Raw genomic sequence first — 18,919 nt, 5'->3', positions numbered from 1 at the left:
CGCACGCTGCTGTTCGGCCAGCGAAATCTTCTTCGCTCAGCGAAACATTGTCAAGTCTCGACGAGGAGGCGCCGTGCAGGAGCATTCGAGCAGACCACCCGTCACCACACGCCGGATCACCATCGCCGTCTCGATCGGCACGGTGATCGAGTGGTACGACTTCTTCCTCTACGGCACCGCCGCAGCACTGATCTTCCCCACGCTGTTCTTCCCCGCGGACGATCCCGCCACCGCCACGTTGCTGTCGTTCGCGACGTTCGCGACCGGGTTCGCCGCCCGCCCCCTCGGGGGGTTCCTCTTCGGACACCTCGGTGACCGGTTCGGTCGCAAGACCGTCCTGATCTCGACGCTGGTCCTGATGGCCGTCGCGACCGTCGGTGTCGGCCTGCTGCCGACCTACTCCCAGATCGGCGTCGCCGCCCCCATCCTGCTGGTGGTCCTGCGGGTCCTGCAGGGCCTCGGCACCGGCGGCGAATGGGGCGGCGCGGCCCTGATGACCAAGGAGAACGGCAGCAGGCGCCCCGGCTTCTTCGGCGCGTTCCTGTCCAGCGCGGTGTTCGCGGGCCTCATCCTCGGCTCGTTCGTCTACACCGGACTCTCCGCCGTGCTGACCGACGACGCCCTGCTCGGCTGGGGCTGGCGTGTCCCGTTCCTCATCAGCATCGTGCTCATCGGCGTCGCACTCTGGATCCGGCGGGGCCTGACCGAGACCACGGAGTTCTCGCAGCTCACCGAGCGCGAGGGCCGGGAGAAAGCGCCCATCGTCGAGGCCCTGCGCCGCCCGCGCAACGTCGTCGCGATCTTCTTGATGCGCGTCGGCCAGAACGCGACGTTCAACATCGTCTCGGTCTTCGTCCTCACCTACGCGACGACGACCCTCGACCTGCCGCGCTCGTCCGTGCTGGCCGCGACCGTCGTCGGCGCCGCCGTCGCCTGCGTGCTCGCCCCGCTCTACGGCCACCTCGGCGACCGGCTCGGGTTCCGCCGGGTCATGATCGCGGCGTTGGTCGTGCAGGCCGTCTTCGCGTTCCCGTTCTTCCTGCTCGTCGACTCGCGCAGCATGGCGCTCGTCGTGATCGCCGTGACGGTCGGCATCGCCGGTGGCTCCGCGGCCTCCGACGCGATCCAGCCCGCCTACTTCACCGCCATGTTCGGCACGAAGAGCCGGATGAGTGCCGTGTCCATCGGACGCGAGGGTGGCACCGCGATCGGCGGCGGTCTCGCCCCGCTCATCGCCGCCGCGCTGCTGGGCTGGGCCGGGGGAGCGCCGTGGGGCATCGCGGGCTGGATGGTGTTCACCAGCCTGATCGGCCTCGTCGGGGTGTTCATGGCGCGCCCGCCCGCTGCCGGTTCCGGGAGCGTCGTGCACCCCGACGACGCCGCGGAGGTGGCCCGGTGACCGACGCGCAGTCGCTCGTCCGGGCCGCCGCGGGCAGTTCCGTGGTCGACCTCGTCGACGCCCGCGCCCGGACGCATCCCGACCGCGTCGCGCTGCAGTCCGGCTCCCGGCAGGTCACCTACCGGGCGCTGGGGGAGCGGACCCGCAGGCTCGCAACGGTTCTCGACCGCGCCGGGGTGCGCCACGGCGACCGGATCGGCCTGGTCTCGGAGAACCGCCCCGAGTACCTGGAGATCATCCTGGCCGCATCCCGCCTCGGCGCCGTCGTCGCCACCGCGAGCACCCGCGCCACGGCCGCGGAGATCGACGCCTGCCTGGACCTGGTCGCCCCCAGGGTGACGATCCGGTCGTCGCGGCACACGGTCGAGGGTCGTCCCGAACCGGTGCTCGTCCTGGGCCCGGCCTTCGAGGCTGACCTCACGGCTGCCACTGAACGGGAGGAGCCGAACGCGGCAGGGGCCGAGGACCTCGTCGTCATCCTCTACACGAGCGGCACCACGGGGACGCCCAAGGGCGCGTGCATCAGCCACCGCGCGGAGATCGCCCGCTCCATGGCCACCCGCGCCGAGCTGGGCATCGCCGCCGGCGACGCGTTCGTCGCCTGGTCGCCCCTGCACCACATGGGTGCGCTGGACAACTCGCTGTCCACGCTGATGTCTGGCGGGAAGGTCGTCGTCGTCGACGGGTTCGACGTCGACACCCTCCTCGACGTCATCGCCCACGAGCGCATCGGCTGGCTCCTCGTCATGCCCGGGACCGTCGGCCGGCTCGCCGACGCTCTGCGCGACAACGGGATCCGCCCCGCTGGTGTGACGGTGTGCGGCGTGATGCCCGACCTGGTGCGGCCCGTCGAGATCGCCGCGCTCACGACGCTGCTCGACGCCCCCTACGCCAACACCTTCGGCGCCACCGAGACCGGCTGCCCGCCCTGCTCGGCCGGCGTCATCCCGGTCGGGGTCGAACCGACCGGGTTCGCCAAGGAGCAGAGCGCCTACTGCGAGGTCCGGCTGGTCGCCCCCGACGGCCGCGACGTCCCCGACGGCGAACCGGGGGAGGTCGCGATGCGCGGCCCCACCCTGTTCAGCGGGTACTGGGACAACGAGGCGACCAACCTCGCCGACTTCCGCGACGGCTGGTTCCACCTGGGCGACGTCCTGCTGCGGCACCCCGATGGCACCCTCTCGTTCGTCGACCGCGTCAAGTACATGATCAAGAGTGGCGGCGAGAACGTCTACCCCGCCGAGATCGAACGTGTCCTGCTGCAGACGCCGGGCGTGCTCGAGGCCGGTGTCGTCCGCCGCCCCGACGACCGCTGGGGCGAGGTCCCCGTCGCCTTCGTCGTCCACACCGCCGGATCCGTGCCGCAGGCCGAGCTGATCGCGGCCTGCCGCGCGCAGCTCCCCGGCTTCAAGACCCCCAAGGAGATCCACTTCGTCACGACGGAGTCCATGCCCCGCAACGCCTTCGGCAAGATCCTGCGCCACGAGCTGGAGAAGCTCCTCACCGACGAGAAGCCCTCTCACGTAAAGGACAGCACCGATGACTGACGCCCCCGCCCCCGCCCTCGACGTCCGCAGCGACATCTGCTGGAGCGACGAGACCTCCGTGACCGTCCTCGGCCGCGACCTCTGCACCGACCTCATCGGCAAGGTCGACCTCGGCGCCTTCGCGTTCCTGCTGCTCACCGAGCGGATGCCGGCCGACGCCGAGGCGGCCCTGTTCAACGCCGCGCTCGTCAGCCTCGTCGAGCACGGCATCACCCCCAACGCCCTGGCGACGCGGCTCACCTACCTCGGCGCGCCCGAGTCCCTGCAGAGCGCCGTCGCCGCCGGGCTGCTCGGCCTGGGCAGCCGGTTCGTCGGCACCATCGAGGGTTCCGCGCAGTACCTAGCCGCCGGTGCGTCGTCGTTGGGCGCGGACGCCGACGACGACGCGATCGCCGCCGAGGCGGCACGAATCGTCGACGGCTTCCGGTCGCGCCGCGAACACGTCCCCGGCGTCGGGCACCCGATCCACAAGCCCGTCGACCCCCGCGCCGAGGCCCTCCTCGACCTCGCGACGTCCCTGGGCTTCCCGAGCGTCCCCGGTCGCCTCCTGCGTGCCGTGTCCGCCGCCGCCTCCGAGGCCTCGGGCCGGTCGCTGCCCCCCAACATCACCGGCGCGATCGGGGCGAGCGTCGTGCTGCTGGGGGTCGACTGGCGCATCGCCCGTGGCCTCGGCGTCATCGCCCGGACCGTCGGCCTCGTCGGGCACCTGCGCGAGGAGCTCGCCGAGCCGATGGCCAACACCATCTGGCGCACCACCGACGACTCCGCCACCCGCCACCTCCGCCCGTGACGGCCCGGTGTCAGACGCGCCGCAGGAAGAACTCCTCCACCGACGCGGCGAGCCAGGCCGGCGCCTCGTACATCGCGTAGTGACCGGTGTTCGGGATCGTCCCGATCTCGCAGTCGGGGAAGAACTCCAGCCAGGTCGCCCGCGAGACCTCCTCGGTGAGCGCCGGGTCGTACTCGCCGACGAGGGCCTTCACCGGGTGCTTCAGCCCGCGCACCTGCTCGGAGATGTCCGTGCCCCGGGCCCACGGCAGCAGGTGCCCGGCGAAGGCCTCGACGGTCGAGTTCGCCTGCGACTCGGTGGCGATGCGGGCGGCGAAGGAGTCGGGCAGCCGGGAGCCGGTGGCGAAGTGTGTCAGCCCGATGCGGGCCTCGAGGCTCTGCGGCGCCGCGCTGAACATGCCCAGTACCTGGTCGTCGAGCTGCCCGCCGGTGGCGGGGACGCCGCTGAGCGAGTACAGCTTCTGCACCCGTTCCGGGGCGGCGACGAGCAGGTGCTGCATCGCGAACGCGCCCATCGAGTGCCCGAGCAGGTGGAACGTGTCCCAGCCGAGCGCGTCGGCCGCGGCGAGGGCGTCGGCGCTGATCTCCTCCATCGTGTACTCGCCGGTGACGTCCTTGCGACGGCCGTACCCGCGGCAGTCCAGGAACGCGTAGCTGAACTGTTCCTGGTCCACGTACTCGGGAAAGTGCCCCCAGCCGGCCGACGACCCGAACCATCCGTGGAAGGCGAGCACCCGGTTCGGGCCGGTTCCGACAACGCGCGGTCCTGTACTCATCTGTGCATCTCCTGTCGGGGTCATCGGATCGGCGTCATCTGCTGCTCGTCGGCGCCCAGGAGAGCCCGACCGTAGAGCTCCTCCTTCACACCCGGGACGGACAGCCCGTGGCGCGACGCCACCGACATGTCACGCCACATGCGCTGCACCGGGTTGCCGGACGCGAACGAACCCGCGCCACCGACGTCGAGGACCAGGTCCATCGCGGTGCGGCACGAGCGGTGCGCCTTCGCGATCTGCATGATGTGCCGGGCCCGCTCGACCGGCTCGACCGGCACGCCGGCCTCCGCCCGGGCGTCGAGGTCGTCGGCGATCGCGCGTGTCTGTTCGAGCGCGGTGTCGATCAACCAACCCGCTTCGGCCATGGCAGCCTGGATGTTCGGTGCCTTCGTCGCGTCGGTGTACATCGTGTAGGTCAGCGGCCGGTTCTTCGTGGTGATCTTCTCGCGCGTGAGGTCGAACGCGGCCTTCGCGAGACCGAGCACGGGCGGAAGGGTCGCGACGTGGAACACCGTCGCCACGTCCTGACGGTAGAGCGGCTCCTCGGTGAACGGGGTCCGGAACTGTCCCGTGATCATCTCCGGCATCGTGATCAGGTGCTCGTCGGGAATGAACGTCTCCGGGACGACGATGGTGTTGCTGTTGGTCCCGGCCATGCCCGCGACGAACCAGGTGTCCTTGATCTCGGACACGACGTCCAGGGAGATCAGGCCGCACTCCATGTACGGGATCCCCTCGGGGGTGACCACGGGGTAGCCGATCAGGGCGAACTTCGCCCGCTCGCTGCCCGAGGAGTAGGGCCACTCGCCGCTGACGACGGTGCCGCCGTCGACCCGCCGCGCCTGCACGCCGGGGGCGGGTGAGAGCGGACCGAGGATCTTCGCGTCGAGCCCGTTGCCCCACACCGCTTCCTGGGCGGCGAGGCTCATCCCACCGAGCTGCCAGTCGGTGTGGTTGAGGATGAAGCACAGCCATCCCGACGACCCGCAGGCGCCGGCGACCTTGACGGTGACGTCGACGTAGGTCCGGTAGTTGGCCTCCTGGCCGCCGAACCGGCGGGGCTGCCAGATCCGCAGGGCGTCGGACTCGATCAGTGCGTTCCAGCTCTCGTCGGGGAGCTTGCGCTCGGTCTCCGTCCGGTCGGCGTTGCGGGCCAGGACCGGAAGGATCTTCTCGACGTTGTCGAGGATGTCCTGCCGGACGCCTCGGTGGGGGTGCGTGGTGGTCGGCTGCGAGTCGATGGTGGTCATTGCCCCTCGGTTCCTTTCCTCGGGCGGCGTCGCTCGGTCACTGGTCGGCAAGGTCGTGCCGGGTGCACCAGTCGGTGATCAGGTCCAGGCACCGGGTCAGGTGCTCGGGCTGGCCCTTGTAGTAGTGCGTCGCGCCCGCGATCTGCTCGTACTCCTTGTCGGGGGTCGCGAGCGCCGTCTGGACGATCCGGCCGTGGGTGGCGGGGACGGCGTCGTCGGCGGTGTTCTCGATCTGCAACACCGGGGTCCGGGCGACGCGGGACGCGTTCTCCGCGCCCTTCGCCCGTGACGCCTCCAGGCTCCACTGGCTCAGCCACGACCGCAGGGTGCTGAAGCGGGCCAGACCCAGCGGCCCGACGTTGGCCGCGCGCGGGTCGCCCAGGTAGCACCAGTCCGGTCTGCGGTCGTTGGGGTCGACGGCGGGGTCGAGCCAGCGCACGTCGCACATGGTGCGGTGCACCAGGAACGGCCGCTCGGCCTCGGGCCCGCCCGCGGCCTGCAGCGTCGCGAGCTGCTCGCGCACCCAGGCGGTGATGCGGTGGTTGCGATCCTGCTGCGCCGCGCGGAACTCCGCGACGAAACCCGCGTCGTAGGGCGGACGGTGGACGGGATCGGCGGCATAGATGTCGAGGTCGGGCCGACGGTTCCCGGGCTGCGCCTCGTCGAGTACCGAGGGGTCCATCCACTCGGTGAGCGTCTCGGCACGCGACAGGTGCGCCGCGACGAGGACGAGGCCGTCGGCGGGGACCAGGCCGGCATCGACGGTGCTGACGGGGTCGCCGGCGGGTGTCGACGTGACGGACGGTCGTTCGGCCTCGGCCTGGTAGAACAGTGCGAGGGAACCGCCGCCGGACCAGCCCATCAGCACGACTCTGCGGTAGCCGGCCTCCTCGCGTGCCCACCGTACCCAGCGCCCGAGGTCGAGGACGGCCTTCTCCATGATCAGCGTGGAGTCGTTCTTGGGGTATCGGCTGGCGGCGCAGAGCACGTGCCGTCCGGCAGCGGCCATGGCCTCCGGCAGCGGCAGCAGGTGCAGTGTCGTCGTGGGGTGCATGAAGACGTACACGGTGTCCGACGCGGTCTCGCCCCGCAGCAGCTGCCCCTCGATGACGACGCCCGCCGACCCGGCGAACCCGTAGGTCTCGGCAGGCCCGGTGTCGGTGCGTTCGGACCAGACGATCACCGGCGTGCGGGTGAACGCCCCACTCACCGCAGGCTCCCGTCGGTGGCCGGCGCCGCGGCGTGGTCCGCCGCCGCACCCCGCGGGCCGCGTCCGGCCCACGTCCACGCGTACTCGGGGGCGACGCACGCGCGGGCGCCCTCGCCCAGGCGCAGGGACCGGAAGGTGTCGACCATGAAGGCGACCTCGGTGTGCTCGCGCGCTCCGACCGAGTTCAGGTAGGCGTCCCGCATCGGTCCGTGGGTGTAGGCCGCGGGATGCAGCGACATGGAGGCGTTCCCGATCCCCGACCCCTTCCGGGCGGCGGTCTCGCCGGCGAAGTAGAACATCACCTCGTCCGAGTCCACATTGGAGTGGTAGTACGGCACGGTGATCGCGCCCGGGTGGTACTCGAGCATCCGCGGCACGAAGAGGCAGACGACGAAGTTGGCGCCCTCGAGCAGCTGGTAGGTGGGCGGGGGCTGCGCGACCTTGCCGGTCACGGGCATGAAGCTCCGGTAGTTCACCGCGTGCGGGTAGAGGCAGCCGTCCCAGCCGACGACGTCGAAGGGGTGGTGGTCGTAGACGACCACCGAGCCGAGCACCCGCGCGCCGTCCCCGTGCTTGACGTAGACCTCGGTGTCGCGGTCCGCGTCCTGCGGGGGAGCCAGGTGCGGGCCCTCGGGCCCACGGATGTCGCGCTCGGTGAGCGGCGAGCCCTCCAGGAACTGCCCGTGCCTGCTCAGGTACTTCCCGGGGAAGGACACGTGGCCGTTCGCCTCGACGACGTAGGCGCGCAGCGGTCCCGTCGTCGCGACGTCGGTCGGGACCCATCGGTGGAGCGTGACCCGCGGCACCACGACGACGTCGCCCTGACCGACGCGCAGGCGCCCGAAGACCGACTCCAGGACGGCCGAACCGCCCTCGATGTAGACGACCTCGTCGCCCATGCCGTTGCTGTAGATCGGGGACGCGACGTCGGCGACGACGTAGCTGATGCGGACGTCGTCGTTGCCGAGCACCAGGCGCCGGTCCCGCACCGCGTCGCGACCGGCGGGCGCGTCGGGCGGGAACAGCTCGGGCAACCGGAAGTGGCGCGGCAGCAGCGGATGGTTGACCTCGGTGCTCAGGTCACCGAGGTCCCACGACCGGGAGTCGACCAGGTTCGCGGGAACGCCGAGGTGGTAGAGCAGGGAACCCGAGCCGGAGAACCCTTCCTCGCCGATGAACTCCTCGAAACAGTCCGCACCCGTGGAGGTGCGGAAGAGTGTGTGACGGGTCGGGGGCAGCTCGCCCACGGAGCGATAGTGCGGCACGCGGCGGTTCCTAACGTTCCTCGGCGGATTCCTCGGCGACCATCCGGGCGATGATGCGGCGGGCGGCCAGTGGTCCTGCGTCGACCTTGATGTTGATCTCCGGCGGGTACTCGGGTTCGTAGGCCGCGAGAACCTCCTCGATCGCCTCCGACGCGACGATGTCCTGCTCCAGGACGCGCGGGATCGCCTGCAGCCACAGGTGGTCGATCTCGTCGTCGTCGATCCGGTACTGGCGGGTGAGCAGCCAGAAGTAGTGGGCGCTCTTGCCGCGCTCGGGCGTGATGCAGTGGATGGCCTTGTGGCGGAACGTCGCCGACTCGTCGGTGGCGCCGGCGGGCTTCACGTCGAGGTGGGAGACGTGGAACCCGGGCGGGAAGTACTCCGCGACCTGTTTGCGGTCGACGCGGCCCGACAGGCCCAGGACCTTCTCGAAGGCGGGCGGCGCCATGACGTCGTGCATGTCGCGGGTGACCCGGACGCGACGGTCCTCGATCTCGGTCTCGACGTCCGCCTCGGCGACGTCATCCGTGCCGATGCTGTCGGGATGCAGGTAGGAGACGTGCGAGAGGTCGAGCAGGTTCTCGTTCAACAGCTGCGCCCGGCAGTTCATGTGCAGCGTCCCACCCACCACTCGCCACTGCGGGCTGTCCAGCCACGGATGGCCGGGGATCGACGCCGCGTCGGCGCGGTCGGCGTCGCCCATCCAGATCCAGAGCAGCCCACCGCTCTCGACGACCGGGTACGCGCGCACGCGGCACCGGTCCGGGACGTGCTTCTGCGAGGGCACCTTCCGCGCGCGGCCGTCCGCGGCGAAGAGGATGCCGTGGTAGCCGCACTCGACGTCGTCGCCCTTGAGCCGGCCGAGCGTCAGCGGCATCTGGCGGTGGATGCAGCGGTCGGCCAGCGCGACGGGCGTGCCGTCCTCACGTCGGTAGAAGCACACCGGCTCGTCGAGCAGCCAGCGCTGCTGCAGCACCCGCCCGAAGTCGCGGGCGAGGCCGGCGACGTACCACTGGTTCCGCGGGAATTGCGTCGGATATCGGGACGCCGCGACTCCGTACTTCTCCATCGGCTCCGCTCCCGCCTGGACGATGTCCGCTCGGGCGACCTATTATCGGACGCCATAACCGTTTTTTGAGTGACGTGGGTCAAGGTAGAGGCATCCCTCCGGGGGCGTCAACACACCCTGCCGACGGCCATGGCGACCCCTCGTGGCGTTCCGGGATCGACGCTCACGATCACTACACTCGGTTCGACGACAGGAACCCGGACGACATGGGCGGCACAGGGGAGGTGAGGTCCGTGGCGGCGGACGACCCCGACCACCGTCCCGGCCAGATCGCCCAGACCCTCGAACGCGGGCTGAAGATCCTGGAGACCATGCAGTCGGCGCCGGACGGCATGACGATCAGCCAGATCGCCGGGGCGCAGGGGCTACCACGCACCGTCGCCACCCGACTGGTGGCGACGTTGGCCCGCAACGGCTTCGTCATCCGGGCCACCGACGGCCGCTACCACCTCGGCTACAAGCTGCTGACCCTGGCGCGCGCCGTCGCGCAGAGCTCGGGCCTGAGCACCGCGCCCCTGCTGGCCGAGGCGGCGCGCGACCTCGACGCCACGATCGTCGTGATGGTCGCCAACGGCGACGAGGCAGTGGTCATCAGCTCGGTCGAGCCCCCGTCCGGTGCGTTCCGCGTCGGCATGCGTCCGGGCTCGCGGCTGCCGATCCAGCAGGCCGCGCACGGCTGGGCGATCCTCGCCGGCCGAGACGCCGTGCCCGGTGAGCTCGCCGAGGTCACCGAGGCACGCAGGCGTGGCTACGCCGTCAGCGTGGGAGAGGTGCTGCCGCACTTCGCAGGCATCTGCGCGCCGATCACGGTTGCGGGCCACACCGACGGCAGCGTCGGCTTCATCATCCCGCGCGAGCGCAGCGACGAGTTCGAGAAGCTCGGGGCCGCCGTGATCGACCTCGCCGGCCACATCGCGCTGACCTCCTTCTGACCGCTCGCCGCGCGACCAGGGGCGATCCGTGTGGCGATCGGGTGGAACCTCACGGCCGAGTGCGCTGACCGAGGTCAACCGAGGGCTGGGGGCGACTCCTGGACAGGCGCATGCCGCTCCCGGGCACGCCGTGCGGACGTGCGCGGGTCCCGGTCGGGCGAGATCAGCGACGCGTAGTCGGCCGCGTCGGCGACCAGGTGCTCCTCCGAGTAGGCGGCTCCGGAGAGGCGGAACTGACGTTTCGTCACTGCGACCACTTCTGGTCTGAGCGCTGCAACGTGGGCGACCCGGTGTGCAACCTCGGCATCGAGGGCGTCGAGCCCGTCCGTGACGGCGTGCACGAGGCCGACGCTCGCGGCCGTGTCACCTCGGAGCTCGGTGCCGAAGAGGATCATTTCCCGCGCGGCGCTCGCGCCCACCTCCTCGACGAGCAGGGGAGTGCTGCCCCAGGTCAGCGGGATGCCGGACGCGACCTCGGGGACGCGGAACCGTGTGTCTCGTTCGGCGACCCTGATGTCGTTGGCAACTGCCAGGAGCAGACCCCCACCGATGGCGTGGCCGTGTATTCGGGCCACGGTGACGGACCTGGGGGGTCACGCGAATCGAACGGTGCGTCACGACCTGATCCTGTATGACCGCGGGGTCTCGGGGCACTCGACGATCAGCGCCGGTTGAGCATGTCGACGTGGGGTCTGCTCGCTTATCGTGACGATGTGGGTCACGCCGACGTGGACGAGTCCTCGAGACAGGTGCTCGCGGCTGTCGCCGTTCGCTGTTTGCCCCGGGTCGAGGACCAGTACCGTGCGTGGCTGTTGCTGCTCAAGCAGTCGGGCCTCTACGGCGACTCGTGGGTCGACCACGACGAGGTCCGGGCGAAGGCGCTCGAGGTGTTCGAGCTCATCTGGCGTCGGATCGCGGGGTTCGAGGTCGCCGACGACCTCGCCGAGGTGTCGCACCGGGTGGGTGTGCGCCGTGCCGAGCAGGGTGTGCCCATCAACGAGGTGCAGGCCGCGGCGAACCGCGACTTCCAGATCGTCTGGGAGGCGATGCTGGCGGCGGCCGACGAACATGAAGCCACGGTGCTGCTGCATCAGGCTCCGGCGGTCTGGGCGGTCGTCGACGACCACACCCAGCGCATCACGGAGGCGTACCGTCGCCGCTCGAACGAGCTCGACGACTTGTCCGACGACCGGCGACGAGAGTGGTTCCGTCGCCTCCTGAAGTGCAACGGCGAACGAGCCGACGTCGTCCAGAATGCCGCGGACGTGCTCGATCTTCCGGTTGACGGCCGGTTCCGGGTCGTGATCGCGACGCGTGAGCACGCAGGGCGGCTCCGCGACGCGCGCGACGCGCTGACAGCGTTGAGGTGGTCCTTCCACTACCAGGAGGTCGAAGGCGGTGACCTGCTCGTCATCCGAAGCACGCAGGAGCAGGACAAGCGCGTCCTGAACTGCCTCGCCGGAATCCGGTGCGCCGTCGCTCCGCCCGCCCACGGGCTCGACGAGGTTCCCCGCGCCACGAGGATCGCCTCCGACATCCTCGCTGCGCTCCCGGAGGACCGGGACTCGCCGGGCATGCTCGAGGATGCGTGGCTCTCCGTCGCCGCGACACAGGCCCCGCTGGTGACGCAGGCACTGGCCGACCGGATCCATCGTTGTCTGGAGAACGTTCAGGACGCCGACGTGCTCCTCGAGACCGCGCAGGTGTTCTGTGAGGGAGACGGTACGGTCTCCCGCGCCGCGAGTGAGCTCTTCTGCCATCGGAACACAGTGCTCAACCGGCTCGAGCGGCTGCGCAGCCTCACCGGTTTCGACGTGCGCCGACCGCGGGACGCGGCCGGCTTCCTCTTCGCGATGACGGCGGGGAAGCCGACCGGTAGGTCCCTGTAGTGCGACGGCAGGGGCAGGCTCACCCCGGCGGATGGAGCTCGAGCACGGACTCGGCGGCCGCGTCGACGGCGACGCGGCTGTAGAGCAGGGGGAAGTAGTGTCCTTGCGCCCACCCGTCCACCAGGTCGTCGAAGTGCGGTGAGGCGGGGTCGCCGGACTGTCCCGGATGGTTCAGTGCGAGCGACGCGTCCCAGTCGCCCACGTCGATCACCACGCGGAACGTCGATCCTCCGGTCTGCACGAACGCGGCGTCGTACGCGGTGTCGCACACCGTGTCCCCGCTGCCGCCACGAGGAACCGGGCCGACCCTCAGTTCCTCGCCGGTGCTGTCGTCGGTGAGCCGGAGGGGATGGCGCAACTCCGAGACGTGCAGGCGCCCCCACGCCCACGTCGAGGGGTCCTCACCCATCAGCGACCCGCATTCCGCGAACGCGGCCTTGAGCGACGACGTCATGACGTGGCGCAGTGTCGTGTCAGGGTCGGGTCCGAGGCGATCGCCAGGTTGCTCGAGCAGGTCGAGGAGGACCCGGGAGTCGGCGAGCAGCGACTCGTCGGGTACGAGCCGTGCGACTGCCGCGTCGACGTCCTGGGGCGACAGCAGGCGCTGCAGCGCCGCGGCGAGCACCGCCGGGCGCAGGTGCCGCCGATGCCACACCTCGAAGAGCGCGGCGGCGGCAGACGAGACGTCGAGGGCACCGTCCCACCCCCCGAGGATCGTCAGGCCGGGTGACCCACCACCATCGGTGAGTCTGCGGAGCACCCGGAGAATCCGTTGCGCGGGGAGGCTCGTCACGTCGGTCTGCAGTCGTGCGGCGTCGCTGACCGATCGCACCCTCCCGGCCGAGATCGTCGCGTCTATCCGCCGCTTCCGATCGGGGGCATACCAGTCGTGCGTGATCGTCTTGTCCACCGGATGCTCGGGCGGGAGGTTCATCTCGTTGGCGGAGGCGAACCAGCCCGCTTCGGGGTTCTCCGTCCCCGGCAGTTCGTCGGCGTCGTAGAAGCCGTCCCACTCGTAGCGACCGTCACCCGGAACCGGCAGCGTCCCGTCCCAGTTCGGCCGCCGCGGGGTGAGGCCCGCGGCCTTCCAGGCGATGTTTCCGTGGACGTCGGCGTAGATCTGGTTCTCCGCCGGTGCGCCCCACCGGTTCATGGCCGCGCCGAAGCTCTCGAAGTCCTTGGCCCGCATGTAGTCGACGCTGCCGAGATACGGGGCCATACCCGGCTCGAGCCAGGCGGCGCGGACGGCGAACGCGTGCGTCGCCGTCGTGCGGACGACCGGCCCGTGCCGCGTGTAGAGGAGCTCGACCTCGGCCTCCGTACCCCCGCGGACCGGGACAATGCTGCGCTCGGCCTGCATCCGTTCCCACCCGTCGAGATAGCGGTAGCGCATCGGGTCGTGAGGATCGAGCTCGTAGACGTACAGGTCCTCCTGGTCGACGCTGAACAGCGTCATCCCGAAGGCCAACGATCCATTGTGGCCGATCGACACCCCCGGCAGCGCCGGCTCTCCACCGCCGATCACGCTGAAATTCGGCGTGTGCAGATGGACGAGGTAGCGCAGCGACGGCAGCGACAACGCGCGGTGCGGGTCGTTGGCCACGATCGGGCGCCCGGTCGACGTGACGGTCCCGTCGAGGACCCAGTTGTTGCTGCCCTCCATCAGGACGGCGTCGGACGACGGGACGCGAGCCGGGTCGGCGAAGTCCGGGGCGCTCGTCGCGAGCTCGTACACGTCGAGGACGTCGTCGGGGATCGCATCGAGGTCCAGGCCCTCGGGCACCGTCAACGGGACGAACGGCTCCCTGACCTTCCGCAGCTCCTCGACAGGAATGCCGTAGTCCCTGATCGTCCGAGCTCTGGCCACCTCCTCCCGGACGTTCTGGAACAGGCCGTGACTTCGGATCCGGGCGACGTCCTCCGCCTTCCAACGCGCCGGGAGGTAGCCGTGCCGGCGGAACTCCGGCGGCAGCAGATCGGGGGAGGCGCACACCATGTCGACGTAGGCGTTCACGCCGGCCACGAACGCGGACGCGATTCGTTTGGTGTCGGAGCCGTACGCGAGCCATTCCTGGCGCATGTCACCGCGGAACATGAACAGCCGAGCGGCTCGGTCACGCTCGACGAATTGCTGTCCGAACACCTCGGACAGCAGTCCCAGGCCGCGACGTCGCCACGTGTCGATCTGCCACAGCCGATCGCGAGCCGCGTTGAAGCCTTGCGCGAAGAACACGTCGTGCGAGGACGAGGCGTAGATGTGGGTGACGCCCCACCGGTCGATCACCATCTCGACCGACGACTCGAGGCCGGGGACGACGTGGACCCGTCGGTCGGCAGGTGTGTCCTGCTGACTCATCGTGACTCCTAGAAGGTGTGCGCGGTTTGGACGGCAGGCGGCAACGCCGGGGGACGGCGCGAGCCGTCCCCCGGCGCTGCGGCGCGCTCAGCCGACCGGGTTGCCGTTCTCGTCGTAGGCGAGGTCGTCGAAGTCGCTGACCTCGATGAGGCCCTCCTCGACCATCTTGTTGAAGGCCTCTCCGCGCTCAATGAGCTTCAGCGGAGCCCGGTTGGCGGCGAGCTCCCGGCGGCGGCCCTCGGTCGCGTCGACGTCGACGGCGAGGGGGTGCCGCGGGTTGCCACTGTCGACGAGTACGACGCCGTAGTCGTCGCGCGCGCTCTCCGGCGACACCAGGTTCCGGTGGACGTCGAGGCACACGGCGTCCGGGTCGCGCTTGAGTGGATCGCCCCACCCGCCGCCACCGGGAGTCGTGATCCGCACGACGTCGCCCTTCTTCACCGGGACCATCTGCTGGCGGTGGACCAGCCTGACCTCGTCAGGCGTGCCCGGGTTGATCCAGCACACCCCCGGAAGCCCGGCTTTGCCGCCGTTGACGCCGAAGGGGCCGAAGACGGTGCGGTATGCCGTGATGGAGAGGAACCCGTCGGCGAGACACCGTACGTCCTTGAGGTATCCGAGGCCGCCACGGTAGAGCCCCGCGCCGCCGGAGTCCTTGTACAGGCCGACGCGCTCGACGACGATCGGGTAGCGCTGTTCGATGAACTCCGCCGGCAGATTCTTCGAATGGGGGACGAGGTCGACGGTGTCGGTCCCGTCGGCCCACGGCCGCGCACCCGACCCGGCGCCGAAGATCTCGCGGTAGAGGTACTCGTTGCCCTCGTCATCGTGGCCCCAGATGCCGTACAGCTGGATGTTCATCATCCCGGCGATGACGTTTCCCTTGTGCGCCTTGGCCAGCGCCGCAGTGTAGGCGTTGATCATCACCAGCATGCATTCCATGCGGTCGACGACGGGCGCGGGATGCCGGGCCGACAGCACCGTGTCGGGCGGGATCATCATCTGCATCACGCGGCCCATACCCTCGTTGACGAGAATCTCCTGGCCCGCTTCGCCTGCGAGGAAGGCTCCCAGCCACTTGATGTAGTGGCGGCCGTCCATTGCCCAGTTGACGGGGCCCTCCGCGGTCGGACCGGTGCCGCTGGCATCGATTACCATGCGGTCCTTGTCCTTGTGGATCGTGTATTTGATCTTGATGGGCTTCGTCGAGATGCCGTCTTCCTCGATGAAGTCCTCGCCGACGTAGGTCCCGTCGGGGATGTTCGGCAGCGCGTGCGCTCGCGCGTCGTTCTCGCAGCGGTCCATGATCGCGTAGAACGCCGCCTCGACGACGTCGGCGCCGTACTGGTCGATGAGCTCGAGGACCCGGCGTTCCATCAAACGCGCACACGCGATGAACCCGTCGATGTCGCCCTGCAGCTCGCCGGGGAAGCGGCTGTTGCGCAGGATGATCTTCTGCGCGTCAGCGTTGAGCTTGCCGGCGTCGAACAGCTTGATGACCGGGCAGATCGTGCCCTCCTCGTAGATGCTCGTCGACCGGATCGGCCAGCTCCCCGGCACGGCACCGCCGACGTCGGTGACGTGGCCGAACACCTGGGAGAAGCCGATGAGGCGGCCCTCCCCGAAGATCGGGATGACGATGCAGTAGTCGGGCAGGTGGCCGATCGTGGCGCACGACCCGTGGACGTCGTTGTAGATGTAGACGTCGCCGGGGGCGATCTCGTCGAGCGCGTACGTGTCCCGGATCGGGTCCGCGGTCGCGGCCCATGACACGGTGGTCACGTTGTCGCAGTCGATCGAGTTGATCGAGGCGCGGTAGTCGTGCTGCTCGCGGATGATGCTGCTGCGCGCCATCCGTTCGACGACGGCCTCGCCCTCCTCGACGGCCCACTGGAGCGCACCGCCGATGACGTCGACGGTGAGGGAGTCGAGCGTCGGCTTGAGCTTCTGGACCCGCTCCCACGCCGCGTCGTCTCGCGGCCAGCTCTTGAGCCGCATGGGCTCGTAGCGGGCGCGGTCCTCGTACGGGGTCATGTCGATCGTGAAGTGCGTGATTTCCTCGGTCATGTCCGTCTCCGTTCGAGGCGTCGAGTCAGTCGCGGGTGGCGAGGATCTGGCCGTTCTTGTCCACAGTCATCGACCAGCCCGGCTCCAACACGAACGTCGAGTCCTCCTGCACGACGATCGCCGGACCGGACGTCGACACCCCGACGGGCAGACCGTCTCGTGGATAGACGGGGGTGGAGACCCAGCCGCCCTCATGGCCGGCCTTCGACTCGAAGAAGACCTGTGTGTCGCCGATGTTCGCCTCGGCCCAGGTGGTGTTCGTCGGGATGATCTCGTTGATCGGCGGCCGGCGGAGCTCGCCGATGCCGGCCGCCGCGACCGCGACGATCTCGACCGGGTCCTGGCCCTTGTAGGAGTAGCCGTAGGTCCGCTCGTGGGCGTCGTGGAACTGCTCGATCGCCTTGTTCCAAGCCTCCTCGGACAGCTCCTGGGCGTCCCCGTCGAAATGGGAGTCGACCTGCACGCGGATCTCGTAGGCCTGGCTGCTGTAGCGGAAGTCGAGGAATGTCTCCACGCCGATCCGTTGCTGCTCGACGCCCTCACGGCGAGCGGCGGCCAGCGCTTCCTCGGCGATCTTGCGGTACGCCTGCTGGAGTTCGGGGAGATCGATCTCGTCCTCGCGTCGCACGTAGGTGTAGACGGCGTCGGTGCGCAGGTCGGTCATCAGCAGGCCCTCGGCACAGGCGAGACCGGGCGCGAGGGGGACCAGAACCTTGCCGGTCTGCATGATCTCGGCACACCTGCACGCATGCAGGCCGCCGGCGCCGCCGAACGGGAAGAGGGTGAACCTGCGCGGGTCGCGCCCGCGGGCCACGCTCGTCAGGCTGATGCCGCGGGCCATGTTCTCGCTTGCGAGCCGGAGGATGCCGAGCGCCGCCTCCTCGGGGCTCACCCCGAGCTTGTCGGCGATGTTCTCGGCCACGGCCTTTCGTGCCGCGTCGCGGTCGACCGTGATCGACCCGTCGCCGAGGGTGGCCTCCGGGATGCGACCGAGGACGACGTGGGCGTCGGTGACCGTGGCCTGGGTACCGCCCTTGCCGTAGGCGGCCGGGCCCGGGCTGGCGCCGGCACTCTGGGGGCCGACGCGGAGCGAGTCGTCACCGACGATCGTCGCGATCGAGCCGCCGCCGGCGCCGAGTGTCGTGATGTCGACCATCGGTGTCTTGATGTTGTAGTGCTCGATCTTGCCCTCGGCCAACATGTGCGGCCGGCCGTTCTCGATGAGGCAGATGTCCGTGCTGGTGCCACCCATGTCCAGGGTGATCAGGTCGGGCTCGTCGGACACCTGCCCGAACGCGCACGCGGCCAGCACACCGGCCGCGGGACCGGACAGGACGGCCTTGATCGGCTGTGTGGCGATATCGGCATCCCGGACGAGGCCGCCGTTGGACTGCATGACGAACAGTTCCGACTTGCCCCCGCTGTCGGCGATCGCGCCCGACAGCTGCTTGACGTACCGCGTCAGCGCGGGCATCAGCGCAGTGTTGAGGCAGGTGCTCAGGGTGCGCTCGTACTCGCGATACTCACGGCTGAGCTCGGACGACAGCGTGAGGTAGCACTCGGGGTAGACCTCTGCGAAGATCGCGCGAACGGCCTCCTCGTGGCCAGGGTTGCGGTAGCTGTTGAGCAGCGAGACCGCGACCGCCTCGATGCCCATGCTCTTGAACTCCTCGGCCAAGGCGCGTACCGAGCCCGAGTCGAGTGGCACCATCTCGTCACCGGTGTGGGCCATGCGGCCCTTCACCTCGCGGACGAGCTCGAGCGGCACCACCCGCGGTGGCTTCTCCCAGTAGGCGATGTTGCCAAATCCTCCGGGGACGGTCTGACGAGCGCACTCGAGCACCTCTCGGTGCCCCTGCGCGACGATCAGGCCGGCCTCGCTGTACTTGCTCTCGAGGATCGCGTTCGTCGCGACCGTCGTGCCGTGCATGACCATCGCGGTGTCGGTCGCGTCGACTCCATGCTCCGTGAGTCCGCCGAGCCCGTTCGCGAAACTCTCGGAGGGATCCCGGGGAGTCGAGGGAACCTTCTCGTACACCCGCCGTCCGGTCTCTTCCTCGATCGCGACGACATCGGTGAATGTCCCCCCGATGTCAATACCAACTCGCCACGTCATGTCGGGTGTCCCTCCGGTTGTTCGACTGCCGGTGAGTGGGTGGCCGGTGAGCCGGTCGGACGCAATGGTGACCTGGCGCACAACGACCGGAGCACCCAGTACAGACGCACGCCCGGCCGGTCACAAGCGGCAGGCTCACAGCCTTGACAGGGGTCGGTTGTGCAGTTGCTGTCCAACGACTGCCGGGCCTGGTCGGGTCCAGCGCGACCGTGGTTGAGCACTCGTCGAAGCCAGACGTGTCCTCGCGCGATGTC

General features: G+C 69.8%; 14 protein-coding genes. 5 read left to right on the top strand and 9 right to left on the bottom strand.

Annotated features, from left to right (window positions below; genetic code table 11):
- Positions 1-73 precede the first annotated feature (73 nt).
- From PSU4_RS01000 to PSU4_RS00990, 3 genes are read left to right on the top strand one after another with little or no spacing between them, the layout of a single operon-like run.
- Positions 74-1,399, top strand: a complete 1,326-nt coding sequence (locus tag PSU4_RS01000; protein ID WP_186816678.1) for an MFS transporter — start codon at positions 74-76, stop codon at positions 1,397-1,399.
- The gene (locus PSU4_RS00995) at positions 1,396-2,946 is read left to right on the top strand and encodes a class I adenylate-forming enzyme family protein (protein WP_186816677.1); all 1,551 of its coding nucleotides are present in this window, start codon (positions 1,396-1,398) and stop codon (positions 2,944-2,946) included. Before PSU4_RS01000 ends, PSU4_RS00995 begins: the two co-directional genes overlap by 4 nt.
- Positions 2,939-3,736, top strand: a complete 798-nt coding sequence (locus PSU4_RS00990; protein WP_147101723.1) for a citryl-CoA lyase — start codon at positions 2,939-2,941, stop codon at positions 3,734-3,736. Before PSU4_RS00995 ends, PSU4_RS00990 begins: the two co-directional genes overlap by 8 nt.
- Before the next feature lie 10 nt (positions 3,737-3,746).
- Here PSU4_RS00990 and PSU4_RS00985 read toward each other — a convergent pair whose 3' ends face one another.
- From PSU4_RS00985 to PSU4_RS00965, 5 genes are read right to left on the bottom strand one after another with little or no spacing between them, the layout of a single operon-like run.
- Complete coding sequence (locus tag PSU4_RS00985) at positions 3,747-4,511, bottom strand: alpha/beta fold hydrolase (RefSeq protein WP_147101720.1); 765 nt, start codon at positions 4,509-4,511, stop codon at positions 3,747-3,749.
- Between the two features lie 20 nt (positions 4,512-4,531).
- A complete protein-coding gene (locus PSU4_RS00980) occupies positions 4,532-5,761 on the bottom strand; it encodes an acyl-CoA dehydrogenase family protein (protein ID WP_147101718.1) in 1,230 nt (409 codons plus the stop codon).
- Between the two features lie 37 nt (positions 5,762-5,798).
- Positions 5,799-6,971: an alpha/beta fold hydrolase gene (locus PSU4_RS00975; RefSeq protein WP_147101715.1), complete on the bottom strand. Its 1,173-nt coding sequence runs from the start codon at positions 6,969-6,971 to the stop codon at positions 5,799-5,801.
- Positions 6,968-8,236 (bottom strand): homogentisate 1,2-dioxygenase, encoded by a 1,269-nt coding sequence (locus tag PSU4_RS00970; protein ID WP_147101711.1) that lies wholly within the window; start codon positions 8,234-8,236, stop codon positions 6,968-6,970. Before PSU4_RS00970 ends, PSU4_RS00975 begins: the two co-directional genes overlap by 4 nt.
- 10 nt (positions 8,237-8,246) lie before the next feature.
- Positions 8,247-9,305 (bottom strand): Rieske 2Fe-2S domain-containing protein, encoded by a 1,059-nt coding sequence (locus PSU4_RS00965; RefSeq protein ID WP_147101710.1) that lies wholly within the window; start codon positions 9,303-9,305, stop codon positions 8,247-8,249.
- A 233-nt stretch (positions 9,306-9,538) separates the two neighbouring features.
- On the opposite strand from PSU4_RS00965, the gene PSU4_RS00960 reads away from it, so the two are divergent.
- Complete coding sequence (locus PSU4_RS00960) at positions 9,539-10,237, top strand: IclR family transcriptional regulator (RefSeq protein WP_186816676.1); 699 nt, start codon at positions 9,539-9,541, stop codon at positions 10,235-10,237.
- A gap of 74 nt (positions 10,238-10,311) precedes the next feature.
- On the opposite strand, the gene PSU4_RS00955 is transcribed toward PSU4_RS00960, so the two are convergent.
- Positions 10,312-10,812: an enoyl-CoA hydratase/isomerase family protein gene (locus tag PSU4_RS00955; RefSeq protein ID WP_147101706.1), complete on the bottom strand. Its 501-nt coding sequence runs from the start codon at positions 10,810-10,812 to the stop codon at positions 10,312-10,314.
- 201 nt (positions 10,813-11,013) lie between these two features.
- On the opposite strand from PSU4_RS00955, the gene PSU4_RS00950 reads away from it, so the two are divergent.
- Positions 11,014-12,126: a PucR family transcriptional regulator gene (locus PSU4_RS00950; protein WP_186816675.1), complete on the top strand. Its 1,113-nt coding sequence runs from the start codon at positions 11,014-11,016 to the stop codon at positions 12,124-12,126.
- A 19-nt stretch (positions 12,127-12,145) separates the two neighbouring features.
- Here the strand turns inward: PSU4_RS00950 and PSU4_RS00945 are convergent, their stop codons facing one another.
- The 3 genes from PSU4_RS00945 to PSU4_RS00935 form a co-directional block, all read right to left on the bottom strand.
- Positions 12,146-14,482, bottom strand: coding sequence for a penicillin acylase family protein (locus tag PSU4_RS00945; protein ID WP_147101700.1), 2,337 nt, complete (start codon positions 14,480-14,482; stop codon positions 12,146-12,148).
- A gap of 87 nt (positions 14,483-14,569) precedes the next feature.
- A complete protein-coding gene (locus tag PSU4_RS00940) occupies positions 14,570-16,549 on the bottom strand; it encodes a hydantoinase B/oxoprolinase family protein (RefSeq protein ID WP_147101698.1) in 1,980 nt (659 codons plus the stop codon).
- A gap of 25 nt (positions 16,550-16,574) precedes the next feature.
- Positions 16,575-18,665 carry a hydantoinase/oxoprolinase family protein gene (locus tag PSU4_RS00935; protein ID WP_147101696.1) on the bottom strand — a complete coding sequence of 697 codons (2,091 nt, stop codon included), beginning with the start codon at positions 18,663-18,665 and terminating at the stop codon, positions 16,575-16,577.
- Between the last annotated feature and the right edge of the window lie 254 nt (positions 18,666-18,919).

The organism is Pseudonocardia sulfidoxydans NBRC 16205 (assembly GCF_007989085.1).
Classification (GTDB): Bacteria; Actinomycetota; Actinomycetes; order Mycobacteriales; family Pseudonocardiaceae; genus Pseudonocardia; species Pseudonocardia sulfidoxydans.
Note: the sequence above shows the minus strand (reverse complement) of the source record. Positions and strands in the feature narration are given on the sequence as shown.

What these genes read in the sequence shown, in the direction of transcription:
- PSU4_RS00990 (WP_147101723.1), top strand. Translation starts at nt 2,939, where the DNA reads ATGACTGACGCCCCCGCCCCCGCCCTCGACGTCCGCAGCGACATCTGC.
- PSU4_RS00985 (WP_147101720.1), bottom strand. Translation starts at nt 4,511, where the DNA reads ATGAGTACAGGACCGCGCGTTGTCGGAACCGGCCCGAACCGGGTGCTC.
- PSU4_RS00980 (WP_147101718.1), bottom strand. Translation starts at nt 5,761, where the DNA reads ATGACCACCATCGACTCGCAGCCGACCACCACGCACCCCCACCGAGGC.
- PSU4_RS00965 (WP_147101710.1), bottom strand. Translation starts at nt 9,305, where the DNA reads ATGGAGAAGTACGGAGTCGCGGCGTCCCGATATCCGACGCAATTCCCG.
- PSU4_RS00945 (WP_147101700.1), bottom strand. Translation starts at nt 14,482, where the DNA reads ATGAGTCAGCAGGACACACCTGCCGACCGACGGGTCCACGTCGTCCCC.
- PSU4_RS00940 (WP_147101698.1), bottom strand. Translation starts at nt 16,549, where the DNA reads ATGACCGAGGAAATCACGCACTTCACGATCGACATGACCCCGTACGAG.
- PSU4_RS00935 (WP_147101696.1), bottom strand. Translation starts at nt 18,665, where the DNA reads ATGACGTGGCGAGTTGGTATTGACATCGGGGGGACATTCACCGATGTC.